This is a genomic window from Pseudolactococcus piscium, assembly GCF_002441695.1.
GTDB lineage: Bacteria > Bacillota > Bacilli > Lactobacillales > Streptococcaceae > Pseudolactococcus > Pseudolactococcus piscium.
In genome coordinates this window covers 89635-112896 of the sequence record NZ_JXJW01000001.1, presented here as the reverse complement: position 1 = coordinate 112896, position 23262 = coordinate 89635, and the positions used below count along the sequence as shown (strand labels likewise).

Annotated in this window: 18 protein-coding genes; 3 read left to right on the top strand and 15 right to left on the bottom strand. The window is 41.4% G+C overall.

Translation table 11 applies throughout. From position 1 onward, the window contains the following. Positions 1 to 29 precede the first annotated feature (29 nt). Both uvrA and RU86_RS00500 read right to left on the bottom strand, forming a co-directional pair. A complete protein-coding gene (gene uvrA, locus RU86_RS00505) occupies positions 30 to 2855 on the bottom strand; it encodes an excinuclease ABC subunit UvrA (RefSeq protein WP_096813528.1) in 2826 nt (941 codons plus the stop codon). Positions 2856 to 2977: 122 nt separating this feature from the next. Then, positions 2978 to 4387, bottom strand: a complete 1410-nt coding sequence (locus tag RU86_RS00500; protein WP_096813527.1) for an aminotransferase-like domain-containing protein — start codon at positions 4385 to 4387, stop codon at positions 2978 to 2980. Positions 4388 to 4518: 131 nt separating this feature from the next. On the opposite strand from RU86_RS00500, the gene thiD reads away from it, so the two are divergent. Together thiD and RU86_RS00490 are read left to right on the top strand one after the other, a co-directional pair. Next, a complete protein-coding gene (thiD, locus tag RU86_RS00495; RefSeq protein WP_096813526.1) occupies positions 4519 to 5334 on the top strand; it encodes a bifunctional hydroxymethylpyrimidine kinase/phosphomethylpyrimidine kinase in 816 nt (271 codons plus the stop codon). A gap of 15 nt (positions 5335 to 5349) precedes the next feature. After that, on the top strand, positions 5350 to 5940 hold the full coding sequence (locus RU86_RS00490; protein WP_096813525.1) for an ECF transporter S component: 591 nt from the start codon (positions 5350 to 5352) through the stop codon (positions 5938 to 5940). 50 nt (positions 5941 to 5990) lie between these two features. Here the strand turns inward: RU86_RS00490 and RU86_RS00485 are convergent, their stop codons facing one another. The 6 genes from RU86_RS00485 to RU86_RS00460 form a co-directional block, all read right to left on the bottom strand. Further along, a complete protein-coding gene (locus tag RU86_RS00485) occupies positions 5991 to 6377 on the bottom strand; it encodes a RidA family protein (RefSeq protein ID WP_096813524.1) in 387 nt (128 codons plus the stop codon). A gap of 92 nt (positions 6378 to 6469) precedes the next feature. Continuing rightward, on the bottom strand, positions 6470 to 7378 hold the full coding sequence (locus tag RU86_RS00480) for a polysaccharide deacetylase family protein (protein ID WP_096813523.1): 909 nt from the start codon (positions 7376 to 7378) through the stop codon (positions 6470 to 6472). Positions 7379 to 7394: 16 nt separating this feature from the next. Next, positions 7395 to 8732, bottom strand: a complete 1338-nt coding sequence (gene asnS, locus RU86_RS00475; protein ID WP_047915075.1) for an asparagine--tRNA ligase — start codon at positions 8730 to 8732, stop codon at positions 7395 to 7397. A gap of 97 nt (positions 8733 to 8829) precedes the next feature. Next, complete coding sequence (locus RU86_RS00470; protein WP_096813522.1) at positions 8830 to 10008, bottom strand: pyridoxal phosphate-dependent aminotransferase; 1179 nt, start codon at positions 10006 to 10008, stop codon at positions 8830 to 8832. A gap of 107 nt (positions 10009 to 10115) precedes the next feature. Then, positions 10116 to 10538 carry a cell wall elongation regulator TseB-like domain-containing protein gene (locus RU86_RS00465; protein WP_096813521.1) on the bottom strand — a complete coding sequence of 141 codons (423 nt, stop codon included), beginning with the start codon at positions 10536 to 10538 and terminating at the stop codon, positions 10116 to 10118. 12 nt (positions 10539 to 10550) lie between these two features. Next, positions 10551 to 12899 carry a helicase C-terminal domain-containing protein gene (locus RU86_RS00460; protein ID WP_096813520.1) on the bottom strand — a complete coding sequence of 783 codons (2349 nt, stop codon included), beginning with the start codon at positions 12897 to 12899 and terminating at the stop codon, positions 10551 to 10553. A gap of 226 nt (positions 12900 to 13125) precedes the next feature. Here RU86_RS00460 and RU86_RS00455 point away from each other — a divergent pair, with 226 nt between their 5' ends. Next, on the top strand, positions 13126 to 13761 hold the full coding sequence (locus tag RU86_RS00455; protein ID WP_096813519.1) for an MBL fold metallo-hydrolase: 636 nt from the start codon (positions 13126 to 13128) through the stop codon (positions 13759 to 13761). Positions 13762 to 14345: 584 nt separating this feature from the next. On the opposite strand, the gene thrS is transcribed toward RU86_RS00455, so the two are convergent. From thrS to RU86_RS00420, 7 genes are all read right to left on the bottom strand, one after another. After that, positions 14346 to 16289: a threonine--tRNA ligase gene (gene thrS, locus RU86_RS00450; protein WP_096813518.1), complete on the bottom strand. Its 1944-nt coding sequence runs from the start codon at positions 16287 to 16289 to the stop codon at positions 14346 to 14348. Positions 16290 to 16584: 295 nt separating this feature from the next. Beyond that, positions 16585 to 17523, bottom strand: coding sequence for a metal ABC transporter solute-binding protein, Zn/Mn family (locus RU86_RS00445; protein ID WP_096813517.1), 939 nt, complete (start codon positions 17521 to 17523; stop codon positions 16585 to 16587). Positions 17524 to 17543: 20 nt separating this feature from the next. Continuing rightward, positions 17544 to 18398, bottom strand: coding sequence for a metal ABC transporter permease (locus RU86_RS00440; RefSeq protein WP_096813516.1), 855 nt, complete (start codon positions 18396 to 18398; stop codon positions 17544 to 17546). Next, on the bottom strand, positions 18395 to 19153 hold the full coding sequence (locus RU86_RS00435; protein WP_096813515.1) for a metal ABC transporter ATP-binding protein: 759 nt from the start codon (positions 19151 to 19153) through the stop codon (positions 18395 to 18397). Before RU86_RS00435 ends, RU86_RS00440 begins: the two co-directional genes overlap by 4 nt. A gap of 11 nt (positions 19154 to 19164) precedes the next feature. Next, a complete protein-coding gene (locus RU86_RS00430; protein WP_096813514.1) occupies positions 19165 to 20505 on the bottom strand; it encodes an Nramp family divalent metal transporter in 1341 nt (446 codons plus the stop codon). A gap of 129 nt (positions 20506 to 20634) precedes the next feature. Beyond that, on the bottom strand, positions 20635 to 21294 hold the full coding sequence (locus tag RU86_RS00425) for a metal-dependent transcriptional regulator (RefSeq protein WP_096813513.1): 660 nt from the start codon (positions 21292 to 21294) through the stop codon (positions 20635 to 20637). A 251-nt stretch (positions 21295 to 21545) separates the two neighbouring features. Then, a complete protein-coding gene (locus RU86_RS00420; protein WP_096813512.1) occupies positions 21546 to 23261 on the bottom strand; it encodes an ABC transporter permease/substrate binding protein in 1716 nt (571 codons plus the stop codon). Position 23262: the final 1 nt, after the last annotated feature.

Sequence of the window (23262 nt, the reverse complement as noted above, 5' to 3'; positions counted from 1 at the left end):
GATTCTATTTAGTGGTCTTGTTTTGTTCATTAATTCAATTTTTCTTTTAAATAGCTACCTGTATAAGAATCAGCTACTTGAGCAACTGCTTCAGGTGTCCCAACAGCCAATATCGTACCACCGCCGATACCGCCTTCTGGACCCAAATCAATAATATGGTCTGCTGTTTTGATAACATCTAAATTATGCTCGATGACAACAATCGTATTGCCTTGTTCAACAAGACGATTTAAAACGCCTAGCAAGGTTGCGATGTCCTCAGTATGTAAGCCCGTTGTTGGCTCATCCAAGATATAGAACGACTTACCAGTTGAGCGTTTTTGGAGTTCACTGGCCAGTTTCATCCGTTGTGCCTCGCCACCTGAAAGTGTCGTCGCTGGCTGACCTAGTGTGACATAGCCTAGGCCAACATCAACGATCGTCTGAAGTTTGCGCTCAATTTTTGGAATATGCTTAAAGTAATTAACCGCATCTGAGACACGCATCTCTAGCACTTCTGAGATATTCTTTTCTTTATAGTGAACTTCCAGTGTTTCCGAATTATAGCGTCTGCCACGACACACTTCACAAGGTACATAGACATCTGGTAAGAAATGCATCTCGATTTTGATAATCCCATCACCAGAACAGGCCTCACATCTGCCACCCTTGACATTAAAAGAGAATCGACCTTTTTTATAACCACGAATTTTAGCTTCATTGGTATTGGCAAACAAATCCCGAATATCATCAAAAACTGTGGTATAGGTTGCTGGATTGGAACGTGGTGTTCGACCAATCGGACTCTGATCAATATCTATCAGGCGTTCAATGCCTTCATACCCAGAAATTGACTTGTATTTACCAGGTTTCTCACTATTGCGATTGAGTTTCTGAGCAAGTGCTTTTTTAAGAATGCTATTGACCAAAGTTGACTTACCAGATCCCGATACGCCTGTAACGGCTGTCATGATACCTAAAGGAAAATCAACAGTCAAATTTTGCAAATTATTTTCAGATGCACCTGTAATCTTGACATTTTTTTCTGCATCTACTGGTCTGCGACTCGTCGGTACTGGGATTTTCTTCTTACCTGATAGGTATTGACCAGTGATCGATTTTCTGTTTTTAGCGACTTGTTTTGGTGTACCCGCTGCAATAATTTCGCCACCTAAATCACCAGCACCAGGGCCGATGTCAATCAGATAATCAGCTGCCATCATCGTGTCTTCATCATGCTCGACAACAATCAGGGTATTGCCTAAATCCCGCATTTTTTTCAGGGATTCGATCAAACGGTCATTATCTCGTTGGTGAAGGCCGATAGACGGCTCATCCAAGATGTAGAGGACACCTGACAAGTTAGACCCGATTTGTGTCGCTAAGCGAATACGCTGACTCTCACCACCTGACAAGGTACCTGAATTACGCGACAAGGTCAGATAGTCTAAACCGACATTTTTCAAGAAGCTCAGGCGATCGCCTACTTCCTTAATAATCGGTCGTGCAATCATCTCTTCATTTTCCGTTAAGGTCAACGACTGAATCAAGGCCAGATGTTCACCGATTGGTAAAGCTGACAAATCAGCGATATCATAGCCTGCTTCGCCATTCATTTTAACTGATAGAGCTTGACCATTTAACCGTTTACCATGACACGTTTGACAAGGCAACTCGTTCATATAGGCACGCATTTGTGTCTTCGTCCCATCAGACCCTGTTTCATATCGTCTGAAAATATTTGGGATGACACCAACAAAGGCCATATCTAGATCACGCAAGCCAAAGTCACCCTCGTGGTAAAAATGAAACAGTCGGTCGCCAGATCCATCAAAAATCAGCGTTTTATCTGCTTCAGATAAGCTGTCAAATGGCGTATCTAGATCAACACCAAATGCAGTCATTGCTTGCTCTAAAATAGCGGGATAGTAAGTCGATGTCCCAGAATACCAAGGAACTACTGCACCTTCACGAATTGTCTTACTGCCGTCAGGAACTACTAAGTCAAGGTCAACTTCTAGTCGCATGCCCAGACCATCACAGTCAGAACAGGCCCCTTGCGGTGCATTAAATGAGAACAAGCGTGGTTCAAGTTCGGGAACAGAAAAGCCACAGATTGGGCAGGCATAATACTCACTAAAGAGTAACTCATTGCCATCCATTGTATCAATCTTGACATAGCCATCACCTTGACGAAGAGCAGCTTCAACAGAGTCAAAGAGCCTACCACGAATCCCATCTTTTAGGACAATCCTATCGATGACGACGTCAATATCATGCTTTTTATTTTTATCAAGCTCCGGTGCATCAGATACATCATAGACGTCTCCATCTACCCGGACACGGACATAGCCATCTTTTTGGATTTTCTCAAAAATCTTCTTATGCTGGCCTTTTTTTGCTCGGACGATTGGTGCTAAGATTTGTAGGCGTTGCTTTTCGGGTAGGCCAAGTACACTATCGACAATTTCTTCGACAGATTGTGCCGTGATTTTACCGTGACCATTGATACAAAAAGGTGTGCCAACTCGGGCATAGAGGAGGCGCAGATAATCATGAATTTCTGTCACTGTACCAACGGTAGACCGAGGATTTTTAGAGGTCGTCTTTTGGTCAATCGAAATAGCAGGTGACAAGCCATCGATACTATCAACATCTGGTTTATCCATATTGCCTAGAAACTGACGCGCATAGGCTGATAGACTTTCCACATAGCGGCGTTGTCCTTCTGCATAAAGGGTGTCAAATGCAAGTGACGATTTTCCAGAGCCTGAGAGCCCCGTCATGACCACCAATTTATCTCTCGGGATGGTAACATCTATATTTTTAAGATTATGGGCGCGAGCGCCGTGTATTACAATATTTTCCTGTGCCAATTTTGCCTCTTTCGCTCATCTTTTTTTCTGAATGACTTTTATTCAACTGTTTCAATTATACCATTTACACAGGTCTTTATCATAAATTTGACTTTGTTTTGTCTGATATCACCACTTGTTTCTCATACGATTATCTGACGTAAGGTCTCAGCTAAATAATCAATTTCAGAGAAAGTCAATCTCGCAATATTTAATCGAATGGCAGGTGTTTTGTCCCCAAAAATAAAGCTGGGTAAGCATAAAACACCTGCTGCCATTAACTGATCTAATTGCTCAGCCAAGTTTTTTTCCGGACTTAAGCTCACCCATACATAAAAGCCACCCAAGGGTCTACGACAAGTAAGGCTATCCCCTATTTTTTCAAAGAAATAAGCTTGTCGATCTCTTATTTTCTGACGTAATCCCTTTATTTTATCTGGAAAACTCGCATCAGAAAGCGCATCTTTTGCAAGGACTTGCGGAAAAATACTTAGGGTCAAGTCTAAATCTTGACGTGCAGTAGATAGTTTATCTAAGACCGCAAGAGGTGCAGAAATCCAACCAATTTTCGTTGTTGAGCCCAAAAATTTGGATAGGGAGCCGATATAGATGACATTTTGTGGGTCTAATTGCTTAAGCGGTGGGAGGATATTTTTCTGATCAAAGTGCAGAAGGCCAAAGGCGTCATCTTCGATAATGGGAATCTGATAGCTCCTACATAGCTTGACGATTGCCTGACGTCTGGCCAAGGACATGGTGCTGCCAGTTGGGTTTTGAAAGGTTGGATTGAGGATAACCAGCTTAATCCGATGCTTTAAAATTTCATCTTCCAGACTTGATACGCACATGCCCTCACTGTCCATTTCAATGCCAAATAAGCGAATCCCTGCTGTCTGAAATAAGGGTAAGGCATATAAAAAGGAAGGCATGCAAATACCAATCGCATCCCCACTCGTTAATAAGGTTTGGATGATCAGAAAAATCGCCTGATGCCCACCAGAGGTAATCATCATCTGCTCAATTGGTAGCGACATCTGATAATCTGCTTGGACCATGTCTGAAATCGCCTGTCGTAAGGGGACATAGCCAAATGCATCTTGTTTCTTGTCTGCCTCGATAAAGTCACGCCAATTGGTTTTGGGTAGCTCAAATGCTGGTACCAAATCAATTGGCAGCTCGCCTGTATAGGCATCAATGACAAGCGCATCTTGTAATTTTGCTTGCAGGCGTGCCATGAATACCTGCTGTGGATCGGATTGATCTGCTTGTATCAACTGATGCCAACTGACGACAGGCTCATTTAGCATCCCCCATTTTCCATCATTAATGATTGTCCCACTACCTTGTTTACGCTTAACAATTCCTTTTGCTTCTAACTCGGTCATGACACGGACAATGGTTGAACGATTGACACCAATCAGGTCTGCAAGTCGCCGTTCAGATGGTAGTTTCTCACCTGGCAATAATTGTCCAGATTGAAGCTGTTGCATGATATATTTCATGATCACTTGATAAAGGGGTATCTTGTCTTCCTTGATAATCTGCCAATCCATTTGCCTCTCCTCTTTACAATTGGATGGTGATAAAACAATCCAATTGGCTCTTTTATTTACTATAGCAAATGCTAGAATAGATTACAAGCTTCATAGACAAGTCGTTCGGTTAAAGAAAAGAGGCATATAGAATGAAAAAAACACTTACCATTGCTGGAAGTGATGCAACAGGTGGCGCGGGATTACAGGCCGATTTAAAGACCTTTCAAGAATTTGGCACCTTTGGTATGAGTGCCATCACCTCTATCGTCACGATGGATATCACGCGCAATTGGTCACACGATATCGATACGATTGAACCGGCTATTGTCAAAAAACAACTCGAGACCATTTTTTCAGCTGGTAATCCTGCTGCGCTTAAAACTGGGATGTTAGGAGATATCAGAACGATTTCAGTTGTGAGAGAGCTGCTTGATCACTATCAACCAAAAAACATCGTGATTGATCCAGTCCTTGCCTGTAAAGGAACTGCTGGTATCTTACTTTCTGAAAATGCGGAGACGATACGCACACAGCTCCTGCCCATCGCTGATATCACCACACCCAACCTGATAGAAGCCGGCATCTTATCCGGTCTTGGTGACTTAAGCAGTCTCAGTGAGATCGAGCATGCCGCAAAAATTATCCATGAATTTGGTGCCAAATATGTTGTCATTAAAGGGGGGAGACGCTTTGATGACCGTGAAGCTCTGGATGTCTATTATGATGGAAAGGCCTTTGATTATTTAAGAAGTCCTATCATCCATACAGATAATAACCACGGTGCAGGGTGTACCTTTGCAGCGGCTATAACAGCTGGTCTAGCAAATGGTCACACCACTTTTGACGCTGTAAAAACGGCTAAGGCATTTGTCCACCAAGCGATTATGGCAGGTGCCCCATTTAATGCCTACCTTGGGCATATCTGGCATGGTGCCTACCGCGATAATGGCAATCGCTTAACTTAAAAAGAAAGTACAGATATGACACATAAAAAAACAGCGCCCATAGCACCAACCTACGTCTTAACACAGAATAAAACAAAGCAGGTCATTTTAGCTGCCCTTTTCGCCGCACTAGCCTATGTCTCAATCCAGTCCCTACATGTCAGTATCTTTGCACCGATTGGTGCACCTTTTTTCCATGTTGGTAATGCAGTGGTTGCCTTAGCCGCACTCTATCTCGGTATTGGTTACGGGACGTTTGCAGGTGCGATTGGGCTTGCCATGTTTGATGTCATGAACGGCTATGCCGTGGAGATGCCGATTGTCTTTATCGGAAATGTCCTAGTCGCCTTAGCAATTCAGCTAGTCTACAGACAATTTTACCCCCGTTTTTCTGATAAACTCTGGATTATCACCCTTGCCGTCTCATCTGGCGTGGGTGTCAAACTATTGACCGATTTTATAAACGGGTTGATTAGGGCGCTAGTTACGGGCGTCTCGTTTCAACCAGCCATTGCCATCTCCTTTACCTCACTATTAGCTACTGCTGTTAATGGCATCGGGACAATTATACTAGTCGTCCTTTTATATGCACCAGTCAAGCGTATTTTGGTCAAGTTGATCAAATGACTACACTAGTGCTGATTCAGATCATCAAAAAAACGTCCGAGGACGTTTTTTTATTTACCTAAATAAGCAACAATTTCAACTTCTACTAACACATCCTTAGGTAGACGTGCCACTTCGACAGCTGAACGTGCTGGAAATGAGGTGCCAAAAGCCTTGGCATAAGCTGTATTAAATGGCACAAAATTTTCCATGTCACTTAAGAAACAAGTTGTTTTAACCACATGTGCAAAGTCTGTTTCTGCCGCGGCAAGTAGGCCACTGATATTTTTCATCACTTGATTTGTTTGCTCTGTGATTGTTTTACCGACAATCTCACCGGTTGCGGGGTCCAAGGGAATTTGACCAGATGCAAACAAGAAATCTCCTGCTATGTTACCTTGTACATAAGGGCCGATAGCACCTGGTGCTTTATCTGTTACAATTGTTTTAATCGTCATATCTATTCTCCTTCTTATTGCCACAGCTCATGTCCTAAACAAGTCACGCGACGTCTAGCAATTACTGTGATACCTATTCAGCTACTGCTACCTTACTGATTGTCAATTAAGGTCATAAAGCTCGTTTCCGTTTGACCAAAGGCCACACGCACGCGATTAAGTGACAATAACCCATCAGCGCTACTTGCTAAACCATGGTGTGTTGTCAAGCCAAGTTTATAGCCAGCAGCTGTAGCGATTGCAGGTGTCTGAGCGTTATAACGGCCAGATGGGTAGCAAATCACAGAAGTATCCTGCTGTAACAGCTTATCTAAGTATGCTTTAGAGTCCGTCAACTCTTTGGTCGCTGTCTCATGCGTCGCATATTGTAAATCTGGATGATTGACCGTATGACTACCAAGTGACATGAGCGGATTCGACTTAATCGCTAATAAGCCGCTATCAGCCATCTTATCCTCGTTACCGACCATGCCAGTAATGATGAAAAAGCTGCCCTTCATACCAAGCTCAGTCAAAATCGGCACTGCTGTTGACTGGGCATTTTTGTAGCCATCATCAAAGGTCACCCAGACTATTTTGTCTGCTGGTTTTTCATTTGTTGTCAAGACACGGTAGGCTTCGTCTGGGCTCAATGTATAGTAGCCAGCCTTTTTAAGCGCCGTCATCTCCATCTTAAACTCATTAGCAGGTACAAATAGGGTATTACCGTTGACGACATCTGCGATATGATGATACATCAAGATTGGAAACTTGATCGGTGTATCAGATTTCGTCCACTTAGGCTCAGTTTTTTGCTTGTCTTCAGGTGCTAAGGCTGGTGATGTGGGGTCTTTTTTGCTTGTGTCGCTCCTTTTTGTCACCACTTTATTAGTCGTCTGACTACTGAGTTTGATGGGACGATTGACCGACTGACCAGTTTTACTCGCAACAACCTGAAAAATCAGCACACTAGCTAGAGCTGCTAACAGAATGAAAAATGAGATGGCTAATATTTTTTTCATAACGCTCCCTATCTGATTAAGGTTTCAATCTATGCAAAAGACGTGGGAATGGGATTGCTTCTCTGATATGTTCATTTCCTGTAATCCATGTCACAGCACGCTCTAGTCCTAGACCAAAGCCTGAGTGAGGCACGCTGCCGTATCTTCTCAAATCAAGGTACCAAGCATACTCTTCCTCTGATAGGCCGAATTCGACTAATTTAGTCTTGAGATATTCATAATCAGTCGCACGTTCAGACCCACCGATGATTTCGCCATAACCTTCTGGCGCTAGTAAATCAGCACAGATAACCACGTCATCACGTGTTGGATGTGGTTTCATATAAAAGGCTTTGATTGCTTTAGGATAGTTAATGATAAAAGTTGGTAAGCCAAAATGATTTGAAATCCAGGTCTCATGAGGTGAGCCAAAATCATCTCCCCATGTAATCTCTTCATAGTCATTATCAGCTTGATTGTCTTGTAACAAACTCACTGCATCATCATAAGTAATCTTTTTAAATGGTGTGTTCACGTACTTTTCAAGTACTGAAATATCACGTTCTAACTCATTTAAGGCATAGGTTTGATTGTCAATGACAGATTTAATGAGATGTTTAACATAAGCTTCTTGCACTTCAAGAGATGCTTCATGCGTTGTGAAGGCCATTTCAGGTTCAATCATCCAAAACTCAGTCAAATGACGACGTGTTTTAGATTTTTCTGCACGGAAAGTCGGTCCGAAAGTAAAGACTTTACCAAAAGCCATAGCCCCTGCTTCAGCATAGAGTTGACCAGTTTGAGATAAGAAGGCGGGTTGACCAAAGTAGTCCGTTTCAAATAATTCAGTTGTGCCTTCAGGCGCAGAACCAGTTAAGATGGGGCTATCAATCTTGATAAAGCCACGATCATTAAAGAACTCATAAGTCGCACGGATCAGTTCATTTCTAACTAACATGATGGCATGTTGTTTGCGGCTACGTAACCAAAGATGGCGATTATCCATCAGGAAATCAGTCCCATGTTCTTTGGGTGTAATCGGATAGTCAACTGACTCACCAATTACTTCGATATCAGTCATATCTAGTTCATACCCAAATTTACTACGATCATCTGCTTTGACAATCCCTGTAATTTTGACAGATGTTTCTTGAGATAAATGTTTGATGACATCAAATTTTTCAAGACCCGCTTCTTCACCAAACTTTTCGATAAAGTTAGGTTTGAAAGCCACTGCTTGGAAGTAGGCTGTACCATCTCTTAATTGTAAGAAGGCAATCTTTCCTTTTCCTGATTTATTGGCAACCCAGGCACCGATTGTAATTTCTTGATCTACATAATTTTTCACATCAATGATTGATACGACGTTTTCCATTTTTTCATTATTCCTATTCTTTTCGTTGACACGTGACTCAGGTCAAACGCTTTAGTCGTGTTACTTTTTAATACTCGTGTAGCAGGCTTAACTTACCTTATTTTTCCATGTAAGCTTTGAGGCGTTTAACTGCTGCAAATAAGGTCTCGATATCCGTTGCATAACTCAGTCTCAAGTTTTCAGGTGCACCAAAACCTGCACCTGTGACAACGGCAACACCAGTTTCCTCTAAAATGTCATCACAGAAGGCAGTGACATCTGTAAACCCCTTCATCTCCATCGCCTTGGCAACTTTAGGAAACAGATAAAATGCGCCTTGTGGCTTGATTGCTTCAAATCCTGGCACCTCATTAATCAGTGGCAAGATCGTATTTAGACGTTCTTCAAATGCAAGTCGCATCGTCTCAACCGTTGATTGATCACCAGTCAAGGCCTCAATTGCTGCATATTGGGCTACTGCTGAAGGATTTGAGGTCGTTTGGCTAGCAATTTTACTCATGGCACCGATAATTTCAGGATTGCCAACTGCAAACCCTATCCGCCAGCCTGTCATGGCATACGTTTTAGAGACACCATTAATAATAATCGTTTGCGCCTTGATTGCGTCAGATAATGTCGAGATTGGCGTAAAGTCATTGCCGTTATAGACAAGACGACCGTAAATATCATCTGCTAAAATCAAGACATTATGCGCAACCGCCCAATTTCCAATCTCAGTCAATTCTGCTGCCGTATAAATCATACCAGTCGGATTGGACGGTGAATTCAGGAGCAGGACACGTGTCTTGTCCGTTTTTAGGACATTTAGTTGGTCTACTGTCACTTTGAAATCTGTTTCTTGTGTCCCAACTGAAAAAACTGGACGACCGCCGACCATCTTGACTTGGTCGGCATAACTTACCCAATAAGGTGTCGGAATGATGACTTCATCATCCTGATTTAAGACACTGGCAAAAAAGGCATACAGTGCAAATTTGGCACCAACTGTCACCACCACCTCATTTTGTGCTAGCCCATAGCCATAAAACGATTCAAAATAGCTGCTAACTGCCGCTTTGAGTTCTGGCAGGCCACCAGCTTGTGTATAAAAGCTCGTTTTACCTGATGCGATAGCTGCCGTCGCTGCTGCTGCAATATTTTCGGGCGTCTTAAAATCAGGCTCGCCAAGTGTCAGCATCAGGATATCACGTCCTTGGGCTTTTAATACTTTAGCACGCGCAGAAGCTGCCAGTGTCACTGACTCTTCTAATTGGTTGACTAGGTTCGATAAGACCATTGTTCGTGTTCTCCCTCATTCAGTTAAAATAGACGTCACAAATAGTAATTACTTAAAATTATATCAAAAACTGACTGAAAAGTCAGTGTTCTTATAGTGTTATCCTACTATTTTTTAACCTGATCACCTGTTTTGAAGTCATAACATGACCCGTCTGCTGCCACCCAAACGACATTACCGTTATTTAAGCCTAATTTAGCTGTTTTTTCATTCAGCTTACTCTTATTATCTGACATGGCAACGACTGTGATTTCACCGACTTTTTCAGGGATAAGTACACCCAGCTTTTTATCCTGCTTATCCAATCCAATCACACTATAGGTTGTGGATTGTGTGGTGACCATATCAAAATACGTCGCTTTTTTGATTGACGCTTTATCTTTAGCTAAACTAATGGCATCTGCTTTTGCCTGTGTAAAGGGACGCATAGCCTGTGTATAAAAGAATAGGATGCCGATGAGGACGGCAAGTATTACCAGTAGCACACCTATCCAAATCTGTTTTGTCTTCGTTAATCGCTTTCTTTTCATCGCTGTCCTTTCTTATCCTAAAAATGGGTTTGTTTGATCCATTATCTCGTCAAATGTTAAAAAATCAATCTCATATGTTTGCCCTAGTTTAGAAACCATTTTCTTAGCATAGGTTTTACCAGCAAGTCGTTTATCAAAAATGACCACCGTTGATTGCTGCTGTTTGCGTCTATTAACACGGCCAAAGGCTTGTTTGAGTTGCAAAGTTGCTAGGGGTACTGAAAAATCATAGAAGGGATTTTTAAACCGTTTGGCATACTTTCTAATCAAAATATCATCCGGGACTGAAAATGGTAATCTCGTAATCACGAGAAGTAGCTCATCTTGCTTGTCAAAGTCGACACCCTCCCAAAATCTTTTACTGCCTAGCAGAATGGCATTATGCTGTTCATCAAATTTTTTCTTGACGCGACTGGCATCTCCTATCTCATCAGCATGTAAAAAATTAACATGAGCGTCAGATAAAGCTTGTGCAGTCAAGGCTAAACTTGCATGACTGGTAAATAAGACGAGCATCGGTTTGCCAAGTCTTTTCAATTCCTGTATCTTCTCAGATAAGAATTCGGCATACCCTTGTGGCGATAGCGTCGTAATATCCGGGCTGTCTGTTGCAACAAAAACCTTTTGGTTGGTGATTTTATCAGCGGCTACTGTATCAAACGTATAGTCTGAAAAGCCAAGTAATTCTGGAAAGACTGCTTTTGTTTCAGACATGGCAAGCGTCGCCCCAATCAAATAGACTTTGGTGGCTTTAGGAATCATGGCCGCAAAATTCAAGAAGTCTGTCGGACTAGACTTTAGCACATGATCTTGCATCCAGATGAAATCGTCCGGGTTAGCCAGAACATCTGTAATGGCGTCTAGGCCCAATTCTGTGGCATCTAACCTAATTTTTTCGATGTCTAATTGCTTTAGTGATAATTGATAAGTCAAACGTTCTACTAACCGTTTACGTAATTGGGAAGTATGTGAGACGACATTGACAAGTTCGTCCAGAATTTTGACAGACTTTTGCTGGGCATTTTCTAAAACAGAAAACAACTGTTGCGCCTCGTCAACTAATAGTACTTTGTTTTCAAACATCTCTGTTTGGTCAACGATTCGTTCTGCCAAATAAGCATGATTGATGACAATGACTTGTGCATTTTTTGATTTTTGTTGGGTTAACTGCCAAAAATCTTGTTCATAATGGAGTTGCCCTTGTCTAGCATCCCCTGTGTGTCGAATACTATCAAGATAGGTGTGACTGGTCATGGTTGAACTCACCTCATCCAGTTCGCCCGTTTTGGTTTCTGTCAGCCAGACCAAAATCTTCATCTTGAAGATTTCAAAATTTTTACCATCATCACACTTATAGAGTAGCTTGCTAAATTTTTCGAGAGAGATATAATTTCGCGTTCCGAGTATTTTGGCAAAGTTGACACCGAATTTAGCCTTGAAAATCGGCGCCAAATCTTCCATCAACTGGTCTTGTAGCACCTTGGTTGGGACAGAAACAATCACTTGCTTGCCTTGACCTAGTAAGGTTAGTAAATAAGCATACGTTTTACCAATACCTGTTGGTGCTTCAATAAATGATGCTGCTGGATCTGTTAATCGCTCACGCATAATCTCAGCGAATGCCTTTTGCTTAGTACGCTCATCCAACTTCAGTAACTTCAAATTAGCACGAAAATTTTTCTTAACTAGATTTTTATTTTCGGAAAAATAAGGTTTCAAAGTTGCAATATGATTGACCTTCCGCATATCCGCATGCTTACGATTGGCTACTTTGAGCTGTTCTGAAATCACACAAGGCGTTTCATAGACCAAATTATCGCTTGCATGATGCAGAATTTCAGACAGGACATTTTTAGGGAGATTTGCCATTTTTTCTTGCATCTTGATTAACAAATTAGCCGTTGCATAGGCATCTGATAGTGCTTCATGCGGCCTATCATGTTGTAAATTCAAGACATGCGAAAGTGACTCTAGGCCATACTTTTTCAGACTGGGAAAGAAAACCCTTGCCAGCTCAATCGTATCCACCCTAGGCATGTCTAAACTAGCCCCATGTTGTTCAAATGTGCGTATTAATAAATTATAGTCAAACTTAACATTATGCGCGACAAAAATACAGTCCTGTAATATATCGGCAACTGCTGGCATAATCTCACTGAAATCTGGCGCACGTTCTACCTGTGCGGTGGTAATTCCTGTTAAAGCTGTAATATGAAAGTCTAATGCCTCATGGGGGTTCACATCAGTCTGATAGGTCTTTGTAATCTTGCCATCTTCAACTATTGCGATCCCAATTTGGATAATTTTACTCGTGTGGCTAGCGCTAGTCGCCTCTAAATCCACTACTGCATATGTCGTCATAATCGTCATTTCTATGTAAAAGATAAGTTACCCTATTATAACATATTATCAAGTTGCCTCTGGATTAGCATATTTTTTTAGTGCACAAAATATCAGCTATTTAGCTATCAATCTAATCCTATTAAGCAAGGCCACTTTAAGAACCTGTGATATTTAAGATACATTAAATCACTTGATAAGTTAGCTATTCGTGTCCAGATTTCTTAATTTCTGATATAATGAAGCTATGAAAATTCAAATGATTCGAAACAGCATTGCTGCTGAAAATACTTATTTTTTAACCAATGACCTAGCAACGGTCATCATCGATCCAGGCAGTGAAACGGACCAAATTCTGACAGTCATTCGTGAACTTGGTACACCTGTCGTGGCTATTTTGCTGACACATGCGCATTATGATCATATCATGAGTGTTGAAGCAGTTCGCAAGGAAACAGGTGCACCTGTTTATATCAGCGCTATGGAAGCAGACTGGCTCTATACGCCTGTCCTAAATCTTTCGGGTTTGCCACGTCATGATAAGGATCTACCAAATGTCATCGTCAATGCTGCGGAGTATACCTTTGAAAACAATACTCCTTATGACTTATCTGGCTTTTCATTTACTGTCCTTGCGACACCCGGTCACTCACAAGGTGGTGTCTCTTTCGTGTTTGAAGCTGAAAAAGTCGTCTTCACAGGAGATGCCCTGTTCTCAGGGACGATTGGCCGGACTGACCTAAATACCGGTGATTTAGAAACGCTAAAAACATCAATCCAAACCCAACTTTTCCCACTTTCGAGTAGCTATCAGGTTTTTCCAGGTCATGGCCCACAAACAACGATCGGTGCTGAGCGAAATTTCAACCCTTTTTTCAATTAATAAGAGACATAAGTCATGAGGTTGCAACTTATGATACAATTAAAAAGTAGAAAAGTTAAGACAGTGGCTATCTTTGAGAGGTGGTGATGCTTATGAAAGTAAACATCAAAATCTATGGAGAAGAGATGCCCATTTGTCAGTTTATCAGGCGTTAAGCCTAATGATTGCTTTTGCAATTCTAGTCTTAAAACTTAATGACAAGAACAAAAAATAACCTGTCTTTAACTTTGGCGAGTTGAACAGGCTATTGCTATAGTTTATAAATGAGCTACCGTCTTAAACGGTTCTACAGAGAGAACGTGTAACAGCACGTTCTCTTTTTTATACTTTAATTATAGGTTAGATTTTTTATATTGTCAAGCTTGTCGTCCAACATCACTTACTTAACGTATGAGTTTACTCATTTTTTGTAGATTGAAAGGAGGTGAATAGACCATATTTTATGGATGACTACCTAGTCCCCGTACTACTTTTAGCGTCAAATCAAATGACTATTTTACCATTAGAAAAGACCTTCCTATCGGAAAGTCTATATTCTGGGGTTCGTATCATAACACGACCCTTGTCTTTTTTATAGTGCTCGCTTATTTAGCGACGCGTGAGTAATTAGCGACATCTTTTAAGATAGCGGCTACAAATGCTGTCAAACTTGCTTCTTGCGTTGCCTTGCTACCATAACGGCGAACATTGACAGAGTTGTCAGCTTGTTCTTTATCCCCAACAATAATTTGGTAAGGAATTTTATTGGTTTGCGATTGGCGAATTTTATATTGCATTTTTTCATTTCGCTCATCGACATTAACACGGATGCCTGCATTTTTAAGGGCATCAGCAACTTGCCAAGCGTAATCAACATGGACATCATTTGATACAGGGATGACTGTCACTTGTGTTGGGGCAAGCCAAGTTGGGAAGGCGCCTTTATAGACTTCAGTCAAGTAGGCAACAAATCGCTCCATCGTAGAGACGATACCACGGTGAACCATAACAGGACGGTGACCTTCGCCATCAGCACCAACGTATTCTAATTCAAAGCGTTCTGGTAATAAGAAGTCCAACTGAATTGTTGACAGTGTTTCTTCATTCCCCAGTGCTGTTTTAACTTGAACATCTAGTTTTGGTCCGTAGAAAGCTGCTTCGCCTTCTGCTTCAAAATAGTCCAGTTCCAGTTCATCCATCGCTGCTTTAAGCATGATTTGGGCATTATCCCACATCTCATCGTTGTCAAAGTACTTTTCAGTATCTTTAGGATCACGGTAGCTGAGACGGAAACGATAATCAGTGACATTAAAGTCTTCATAAACATCTGTCATCAACTGTAAAGCACGCTTGAACTCATCTTTGATTTGATCAGGACGAACAAAAATGTGACCATCATTAAGTGTCATTTCACGGACACGTTGAAGACCTGAAAGGGCACCTGATTTTTCATAACGGTGCATCATACCAAGCTCAGCTATTCTGATCGGTAATTCACGATAAGAATGCACATCGTTTTTGTAAACTTCGATATGATGTGGGCAGTTCATCGGACGTAAGACAAGTTGCTCACCTTCACCCATATCCATTGGCGGGAACATATCCTCATGATAGTGATCCCAGTGACCAGAAGTTTTATAAAACTCAACACTTGCCATGATTGGTGTATAAACATGTTGGTAACCGCGCGCGATTTCTTTATCAACGATATAACGCTCGATAGTCCGGCGAATGGTTGCCCCATTTGGCAACCAAAATGGTAGGCCAGAGCCGACTTCAGGATTTACCATGAAGAGATCCAGTTCACGACCAAGTTTACGGTGGTCACGTTCTTTGGCTTCTTCACGCATTGTTAAATAGGCTTTGAGGTCTTTTTTATCAAACCAAGCTGTCCCATAAATACGTTGCATCATCGCATTATCACTATTACCACGCCAATAAGCGCCCGCAACATTTAGCAATTTGAAAATTTGAATCCGGCCTGTTGTTGGCACATGAGGCCCACGACATAGGTCAGTATATTCTCCTTGACTATAAATCGTCAAGCCACCTTCATCTTCATTATGCTCTTCGATGAGTTCTAGTTTGTAAGGATCACTAGCAAAAATATCTTGCGCTTCGGCTTTACTCACTTCACGACGAATCGAAGGTAGATTTTCTTTGACGATTTTCATCATCTCTTCTTCAAGACGTGGTAGGTCATCATTTGAAATCTGACCAGCAGCATTATCGGTATCATAATAGAAGCCATCTTGAATAGATGGGCCTACACCAAGTTTAATATCTGGGAATAGACGACGTGCCGCCTGGGCAAATAGATGGGCAGCTGAATGACGTAATAATGGCAAGGCATCTTCATGATCAGCAGTGACGATTTCAATCGTACCATCTTCAGTAATCTCGCGTGTTGTATCGATCAGTATACCGTTAAATTTACCGGCAAGCGCCTTTTTAGATAAAGACTTGCTGATTGATGCGGCAACCTCAACAGTCGTTACGCCACTGTCAAAGGCTTTAACAGCGCCATCTGGGAATGTAATGTTAATCATGCTAATTTCTCCTTTTTTAATCAAAAAAAGCCCTATGTTCATTATGAACACAGGACGTTAAACACGTGGTACCACCTGAATTTATCCGACCTAAAAGGCGGACATCTCTCCAGCTGTAACGTAGCCAAACGTGATATTTTTCAAAATCAATTTTAGATAAAGTAGTATTGATATCTCGATTTTACAGTGCTCTCACCATCCACTGCTCGCTTGTTCAAAAATCATCCGATATTAACGTGTCTTTATGTTATTCATTATAATGCTTTATTTGATATTTGTCAAAACCATTTTAAGCCTATTCTCCTTTAAGTCCCTGATAAATCTTATCCAGGTTCCATTGCATCATATCATAGTAAGTATCACCAGGCTCACCCTGCTTAGCAAGAGAGTCTGTAAAAATAGTTGATTTAATCGTTAAGCCAGTTTCCTTAGCGACCTGGGTCATTGATTTTTTTGAGACTGATGTTTCAACAAAAAGACCTTTTACATCAGATGTCTTAATTTTTTTAAGGACTTGGGAAAGTTGTTCGGGTGTGCCTTGCGATTCTGTATTGATCTCCCAAATATAGGCTGGTGTCACATGATAGGCTTGCGAAAAGTATTTAAATGCCCCTTCTGATGTGACGAGTAGTCGTTGTTTTTCTGGGATATCTAAGAATTTTTCTTTAGCAGTCGCATCTAATGTTTCAAGCTTTTTGACATAGGCATCTGAGCGTTTTTGATAGTAGGCTTCATGCTTAGGGTCCTTGCTTTTTAACACCTCAGTTATGGTCAGAACATACTTAATCCCATTGCCCAAATCAAGCCAGGCATGTGGATCGGTTTCTGAGGTATTGGTGCTCAGATACATCGGTGTGACGGCCTGACTTGCTGTAAAAACCTGCTCCCCTTCGGTTTTATGCGCTGTTTTGATTAATTTTGTGAACCAACCGCTACCACCTGTCTCTAGGTTTAAGCCATTATGAAAGAGAACATCAGCTTGTGTTGCTGCTGAAATATCAGCAGGTTTTGGGTCATATTCATGCGGGTCAACACCCCGACTTACGATACTGTGAAGTGACACCTTATCTCCTGCAACCTGCCTAACCATATCCTCTAAAATCGAATTGGTCGTGACAACCCTTAACTTGTTGCCAGTTGCTTGCTTGGCTACCTCCCGATGACTTGTAAAATAGAGTACGCCAGCCAAGAGAAGCGAAAGCGGGACAAGGGTCATGATGAGTTTTTTTAACATCCAGTCCTCTTTTTCTAATCTTAATGATGATTTGACAGGTTCACTTTAAACAAGATGCCTTGCTTAGGTGACACTAAAAATGAAAAACCAAACAGGATGGCTGCGACAAGGACGATAGCTGGTCCCGATGCTAGGTTAAAAGTGTAGCTGATAAACAAACCGACAAGCGCAGCAATAGCGCCAAATACACCAGAATAAACCAGCATAATGTGTAATTTATCTGTCCATAAAAAGGCAGTAGCTGCTGGCGTGATGAGCATGGCAACAACAAGGATTATCCCAACTGTTTGCAGCGAAGACACCGTTACTAAAGTCAGCATCAGCATCAAGGCATAGTGGATGGCTTGTGTTTTCAAGCCATAAGTCTGTGCAAAGGTCGTATCAAACGACGTGATCAACAATTCTTTATAAAATAAGACGATAAATAAGATGACGACAATCAACACACAGGTGGTCGTGATCAAATCTGCATCACTGACAGCTAAGACATTACCAAATAAAATATGGTGTAAGTTTGTTGTGCTTTCTGCCAGGGAAATCAAGATAAAGCCTAGTGCATAGAAGGCACTAAAAACGATGCCAATCGCTGTATCACTTTTAAGTTTACTATGGCTAGCCACATACCCAATGAGCATAGCGGCTAAGATACCAAAGACCGATGCACCGAAAAGCAGGTTGATCCCTAGCATATAGGCAACCGCCACACCTGGTAAGACAGCATGTGATATGGCATCTCCCATCAGAGACATGCCTCTTAAAATGATGAAGCTACCAATAATACCGCTCATGACCCCGACTAATATAGCCGTAATCAAGGCAGTTTGTAGGAAATTATATTGGGACAAAGCCGAAATAAATTGGCTAATACTCGTCATGGGCGGCCTCCCTCTTGCATTTGACGATCATCCTTTTCAAATAAGAGATCACCAAAATCCGAACTAAAGGCCTTTTGGATATTTGCCTTAGTATAAGTCACACCTACTGGACCATTCGCCACGATACCACGGTTCATGATAATCAGATCATCAAAATACTGCGTGACCTTGTTCAAATCATGATTAACCACGATGATCGTCTTACCTTTAGCACACCATCTTTTTAAAATCGACATAATGCTTTGCTCACTGGCCATATCGATGCCGACAAAAGGTTCATCTAAGATGACAACCTCCGCATCTTGTACGATGGCACGCGCAACAAAAATACGCTGTAATTGACCACCTGATAAGCTGCCAATCTGCCGGTCTTTAAAGGCAAGCAAGTCCACTTGCTCAAGCGCAGCGAGTGTCGCTTGTTTCTCAGCCACCCCTGGACTTTTGAAGAGCCCTAGCTTAGGATAGGTACCTGTCAATACGACGTCAAACACACTGATTGGAAAGGTTAAATCAACAGCAGCACGCTGCTCAACATAGGCAATCTTATCTTTGAGTTTGTTTAGCGGTTTACCATCTAGAGAGGCTAGCCCACTTTTAGTGGGAATTAGACCAAGTGCCCCTTTTATCAAGGTTGATTTACCAGCACCATTTGGCCCAATGATACCCGTAATTTTCCCTTTTTGAAAGGTAATAGACAGCTGATTCAAAATCAGCTCGCCTTGATATGCGACGGTCAATTTATCTATTTTAAACATTCACTACCTTTCTAGAACATATCGATAATCAGCTTAATATTTAGGATGGTTAAAGAAATAGCTGCAAACCACCCTAAACCAGCGATGATTTTTTTATTTTTAAACCGTTTGCCCATTATTTTCTCACTAGAGGTGAAATAAACGAGTGGAATCATCGAAACAGGAAGGGCGATGGATAGGAATACTTGAGATTTGACCATCAAATCATCCAAACCACCTTCACTACCATGATAATAGATGGCCGCGATTAAGACAGGGATCACAGAAATCACACGTGTGATCAAGCGACGTGCCCATGTTGGTATCTTCAGATTAATAAAGCCTTCCATCACGATTTGACCTGAAAGCGTCCCTGTAATCGTTGAGTTTTGACCTGATGCTAGAAGCGCGACTGCAAATAAGGTGGAAAGGAGCGGACTTGCAACTGCACCTGCTAATTTATTATCTTGTAAGGCATTATACAAAGACGTAAAGGTGCCTAAGCCTTCACCACGACCAAAGAACATGGCCGCTCCTAAAACGAGGAGTAGGGTATTGATGATAAAGGCAATCGTTAATTGAATATTTGAATCCCAAGTCGAGAAACGAACAGCACGCGCCACATCATCTTCATCTTGACGATTATAGTTACGTGACTGGGCGATAGAGGAGTGCAGATAGAGATTATGTGGCATAACAGTCGCACCAACAATCCCCAGCGCCATGGTTAACTGCCCTCTATTTAAAATTTGTTTTTGTGGCACAAAGCCTTTAGCTAGTTCTGCAAGTGCTGGATTTGAAATCGCTACTTCATAAATAAAGACGACCATGATCACTGTAATTAGGGTGATGACAATCGCTTCGATTTTACGAAAGCCTAATTTCATCAAAAATAATAAGAGTAAGACGTCAAATACCGTCAGGATAACCCCCCAGATAATCGGTAGACCAAACAATAAGTTCAAGGCAATCGCCCCACCACCGACTTCTGCGATATCTGTCGCCATAATCGCAAACTCCGTAATCACCCAAAGGACAAAGCCAAGTTTTTTTCCAGTATGTTGCCGCGTTGCTTGGGCCAAATCCATGCCAGTTACAATTCCTAGTTTTGATGCCATATACTGTAATAACATGGCGATCAAACTTGAAATTAAGACAACTGATAAAAGAAGATAGCCATATTTAGCCCCACCACCAATCGAGGTAATCCAGTTACCCGGATCCATATAGCCTACTGCTACCAAGGCGCCTGGCCCTGAGAAAGCTATAATATTTTTCCAAAAGCTATTACTTTTGGGGATGTCTACCGTCCCATTTATTTCAGCTAAACTTGGCCCATTAGCATAGGCGATAAACTTCTTATGCTTCTTCATGATTCTCCTTATCTGATTTTGCTACCTTTTAACGCATTTTGTATTTTTGCAAATTGAGTTTACCTAATCTAATCCTATAGGTTCTCTAAACATGTGAGATACAAACCAGGTATAGCTGCCCTAGGACATCTAATTACTATAATAGGCTAATTGCCAACTGTTTTTTTGAAAACTCGGAATGACAAACCGCATCCCATCATCTGTCTTGACGATAACTGATGCATCAGCTAAATGTGATACAACCGTAATAAATTTAGGCTGTTCGACCGCGAGTTGACTTAAGAATGAGACAACTTCTTCAGCAATAGCGACGACTTCATAGCGATGCTCAAGCTTGGCTTGACTTAAATCAAGTGTGATTAATTCGCCTTTCCAGAAGCGTTCCGATGGAATTTCTGATCCATGAGGATCAGTCTTTGGAAAATTCATGAGGGTATATAAACGCTCAACGAGTCTTTTAGATGAGGCATGCTCTAAATTTTCTGCTTCTTCATGTACCTCGTCTATCTGATAACCAGCTTGCTCAACCAAAAAAGTTTCCCAAACCCGGTGAGATTTAAGAATAAACCTTGCTTCTTGATAGCCTTTAGGTTTTAAAGACACACCATAATATTTTTTGTGCTCTACTAACTCTTTTTTAGCCAAGCGCTTAATCATTTCAGTCGCACTTGGTGCTGCAACCTTGAGGTAGTTTGCAATATCAGTGATACCAACCAAGCCTTTTGTCTTATCCTGCAACTGATAAATCGCTTTTAAATAATCTTGTTCTGTTTTTGAAAATTCGTCCATGCTATACTTTCTAATCATTTATATACCATAGTTTAGCACCTGCTAAACTTTTTGTCAAGCTAATCTGACTATTATCCCTGAAATAATTAGCTAGTGCTAAACTTACAACCTTTTATTTTAATTACTGATACGACATACCTTATATGGCTATCTCTATGTAAAGTCTAAAAACAGGTTTTAATTTAGCCCACCCTAAACTATAAAAAAAGATAACAAAAAAAAGCCGACTTTCGTCAGCTTATAGTGCTTGATTAATTTTTGAACCAGCTATCAACTGTTTTTTGATTGGCCTTGATCCACTTATCAGCTGCATCAGTTGGCTTCATACCAGCTTGTATATCTAGCATAACACCTTCCATATCATCTGATGTCCACTTAAATTTCTCTAAAATCTTATACGTATCAGGATCATCTGACTTCAAGTTTTTGCGAGCAATCGTTTTAATCGCTTCTTTTTCTCCCATCACCTTTTGAGGATCTTCTAAATACTTAAGTTTATACTTACTAAACATCCAGTGTGGTGACCAACCAGTCAGCACGATATCTTCTTTGTTTCTATAGGCTTTATCAAGGGCAGATACCATGGCACCACTAGAGGATACTTGTAGGTTCCAGTCCTTCAAATTTGGATAGACTTTCATCATATCAGCTGTCGTTGCCATAATACCTGCACCAGGTTCGATCCCTGTTATGGTTTTATTAGCTTGGTCTGTCAAGTCAGAGATAGCGTTAACTGACATATAATCTGGTACCACAAGACCCGTCTTAACACCGGTCAAGTTGGTGCCTACTACAGTCAGCTTATCCTGATATTTTTTCAACAGCGCCCCATGTGTATTGGGTAACCATGCTGATAAAGAGGCATCTACCTGTTTATTTGCCACTGATTGCCACAGTACAGCATTATCTAATGGTGTCAAGGTGACATTATAGCCGTGGGCTTTTAAGGCTTGACCTAAGACAGTTGTACTCGCGACTTCTGAGTCCCATTGTACATAGCCTAAACTAATTTTTTTGTTACTTTCAGTAGCCTGCGAAAATGAGTTAACGATACCGCCACCAATCATGACAAGTAAACTAATAAGAACTAACCAACGTCTGGTTTTATTACCTGCTGATTTTTGACCAGGTTTCGTGTTGAGCTTTTGGGCAAAACGGTCAATGATAATGGCTAAGATAACGAGCGCAATACCATTTACGAAGCCTGCACCAACATCCGCATGTTGCACGGCAGATAAGACACCTCGACCAAGTCCTGGTGCACCGATCATACTTGCTGTGACAACCATAGATAAGGCCAACATGATTGTTTGATTAGCACCTGCCAAAATAGTATTTTTGGCACTAGGTAACTCAAGTTTAATTAATTTTTGCCATGTTGTAGAGCCAAATGAGTCTGCTGCCTCTACTAAAGAAGTAGACACTTGGCGAATCCCAAGATTTGTCATCCTAACAACTGGTGGTAAGGCAAATATGATAGAGGCAAATACCCCTGGTACAACACCGATACCGAAAAAGGCGACTGCTGGAATCAAATAAACAAATCCGGGCATTGTTTGCATAAAGTCTAATATCGGTTGTACAATCGCTTGTGTCCGATCAGACTTAGCCATCAAGATACCAAGTGGTACCCCAATGATCAGTGAAATTAAGGCTGACATGATAACAAGCGTCATCGTGCTCATCAAATCTTCCCATAGCCCTTGGTTAGCAATTAATAGTAAGCCAAGTAAGGTAAAAATAGGAAAGCCCCATTTTTTAGGTGACGTTGCGACAGCAATGACAAATAAACCGGCAATTACGAGAAACATCGGGATGGCAACGAGACCATTGGTCATCGCGTCCATCAAGGCATTCCCACCTTGTTGGATCAAATTAAAGAACCCTGCAAAGTGTTCCGTCAGCCAATCAACACAATTAGATGCCCAATTACTAATCGGTAATTGGCTTGTGAGTAGGTTAAACATG

Bases quoted from the DNA above. Each gene is read 5' to 3' on its own strand.
- RU86_RS00500 (WP_096813527.1), bottom strand. From the start codon at position 4,387: ATGGATTGGCAGATTATCAAGGAAGACAAGATACCCCTTTATCAAGTG.
- thiD (WP_096813526.1), top strand. From the start codon at position 4,519: ATGAAAAAAACACTTACCATTGCTGGAAGTGATGCAACAGGTGGCGCG.
- RU86_RS00490 (WP_096813525.1), top strand. From the start codon at position 5,350: ATGACACATAAAAAAACAGCGCCCATAGCACCAACCTACGTCTTAACA.
- RU86_RS00485 (WP_096813524.1), bottom strand. From the start codon at position 6,377: ATGACGATTAAAACAATTGTAACAGATAAAGCACCAGGTGCTATCGGC.
- RU86_RS00480 (WP_096813523.1), bottom strand. From the start codon at position 7,378: ATGAAAAAAATATTAGCCATCTCATTTTTCATTCTGTTAGCAGCTCTA.
- asnS (WP_047915075.1), bottom strand. From the start codon at position 8,732: ATGGAAAACGTCGTATCAATCATTGATGTGAAAAATTATGTAGATCAA.
- RU86_RS00470 (WP_096813522.1), bottom strand. From the start codon at position 10,008: ATGGTCTTATCGAACCTAGTCAACCAATTAGAAGAGTCAGTGACACTG.
- RU86_RS00465 (WP_096813521.1), bottom strand. From the start codon at position 10,538: ATGAAAAGAAAGCGATTAACGAAGACAAAACAGATTTGGATAGGTGTG.
- RU86_RS00460 (WP_096813520.1), bottom strand. From the start codon at position 12,899: ATGACGACATATGCAGTAGTGGATTTAGAGGCGACTAGCGCTAGCCAC.
- RU86_RS00455 (WP_096813519.1), top strand. From the start codon at position 13,126: ATGAAAATTCAAATGATTCGAAACAGCATTGCTGCTGAAAATACTTAT.
- thrS (WP_096813518.1), bottom strand. From the start codon at position 16,289: ATGATTAACATTACATTCCCAGATGGCGCTGTTAAAGCCTTTGACAGT.
- RU86_RS00445 (WP_096813517.1), bottom strand. From the start codon at position 17,523: ATGTTAAAAAAACTCATCATGACCCTTGTCCCGCTTTCGCTTCTCTTG.
- RU86_RS00440 (WP_096813516.1), bottom strand. From the start codon at position 18,398: ATGACGAGTATTAGCCAATTTATTTCGGCTTTGTCCCAATATAATTTC.
- RU86_RS00435 (WP_096813515.1), bottom strand. From the start codon at position 19,153: ATGTTTAAAATAGATAAATTGACCGTCGCATATCAAGGCGAGCTGATT.
- RU86_RS00430 (WP_096813514.1), bottom strand. From the start codon at position 20,505: ATGAAGAAGCATAAGAAGTTTATCGCCTATGCTAATGGGCCAAGTTTA.
- RU86_RS00425 (WP_096813513.1), bottom strand. From the start codon at position 21,294: ATGGACGAATTTTCAAAAACAGAACAAGATTATTTAAAAGCGATTTAT.
- RU86_RS00420 (WP_096813512.1), bottom strand. From the start codon at position 23,261: ATGTTTAACCTACTCACAAGCCAATTACCGATTAGTAATTGGGCATCT.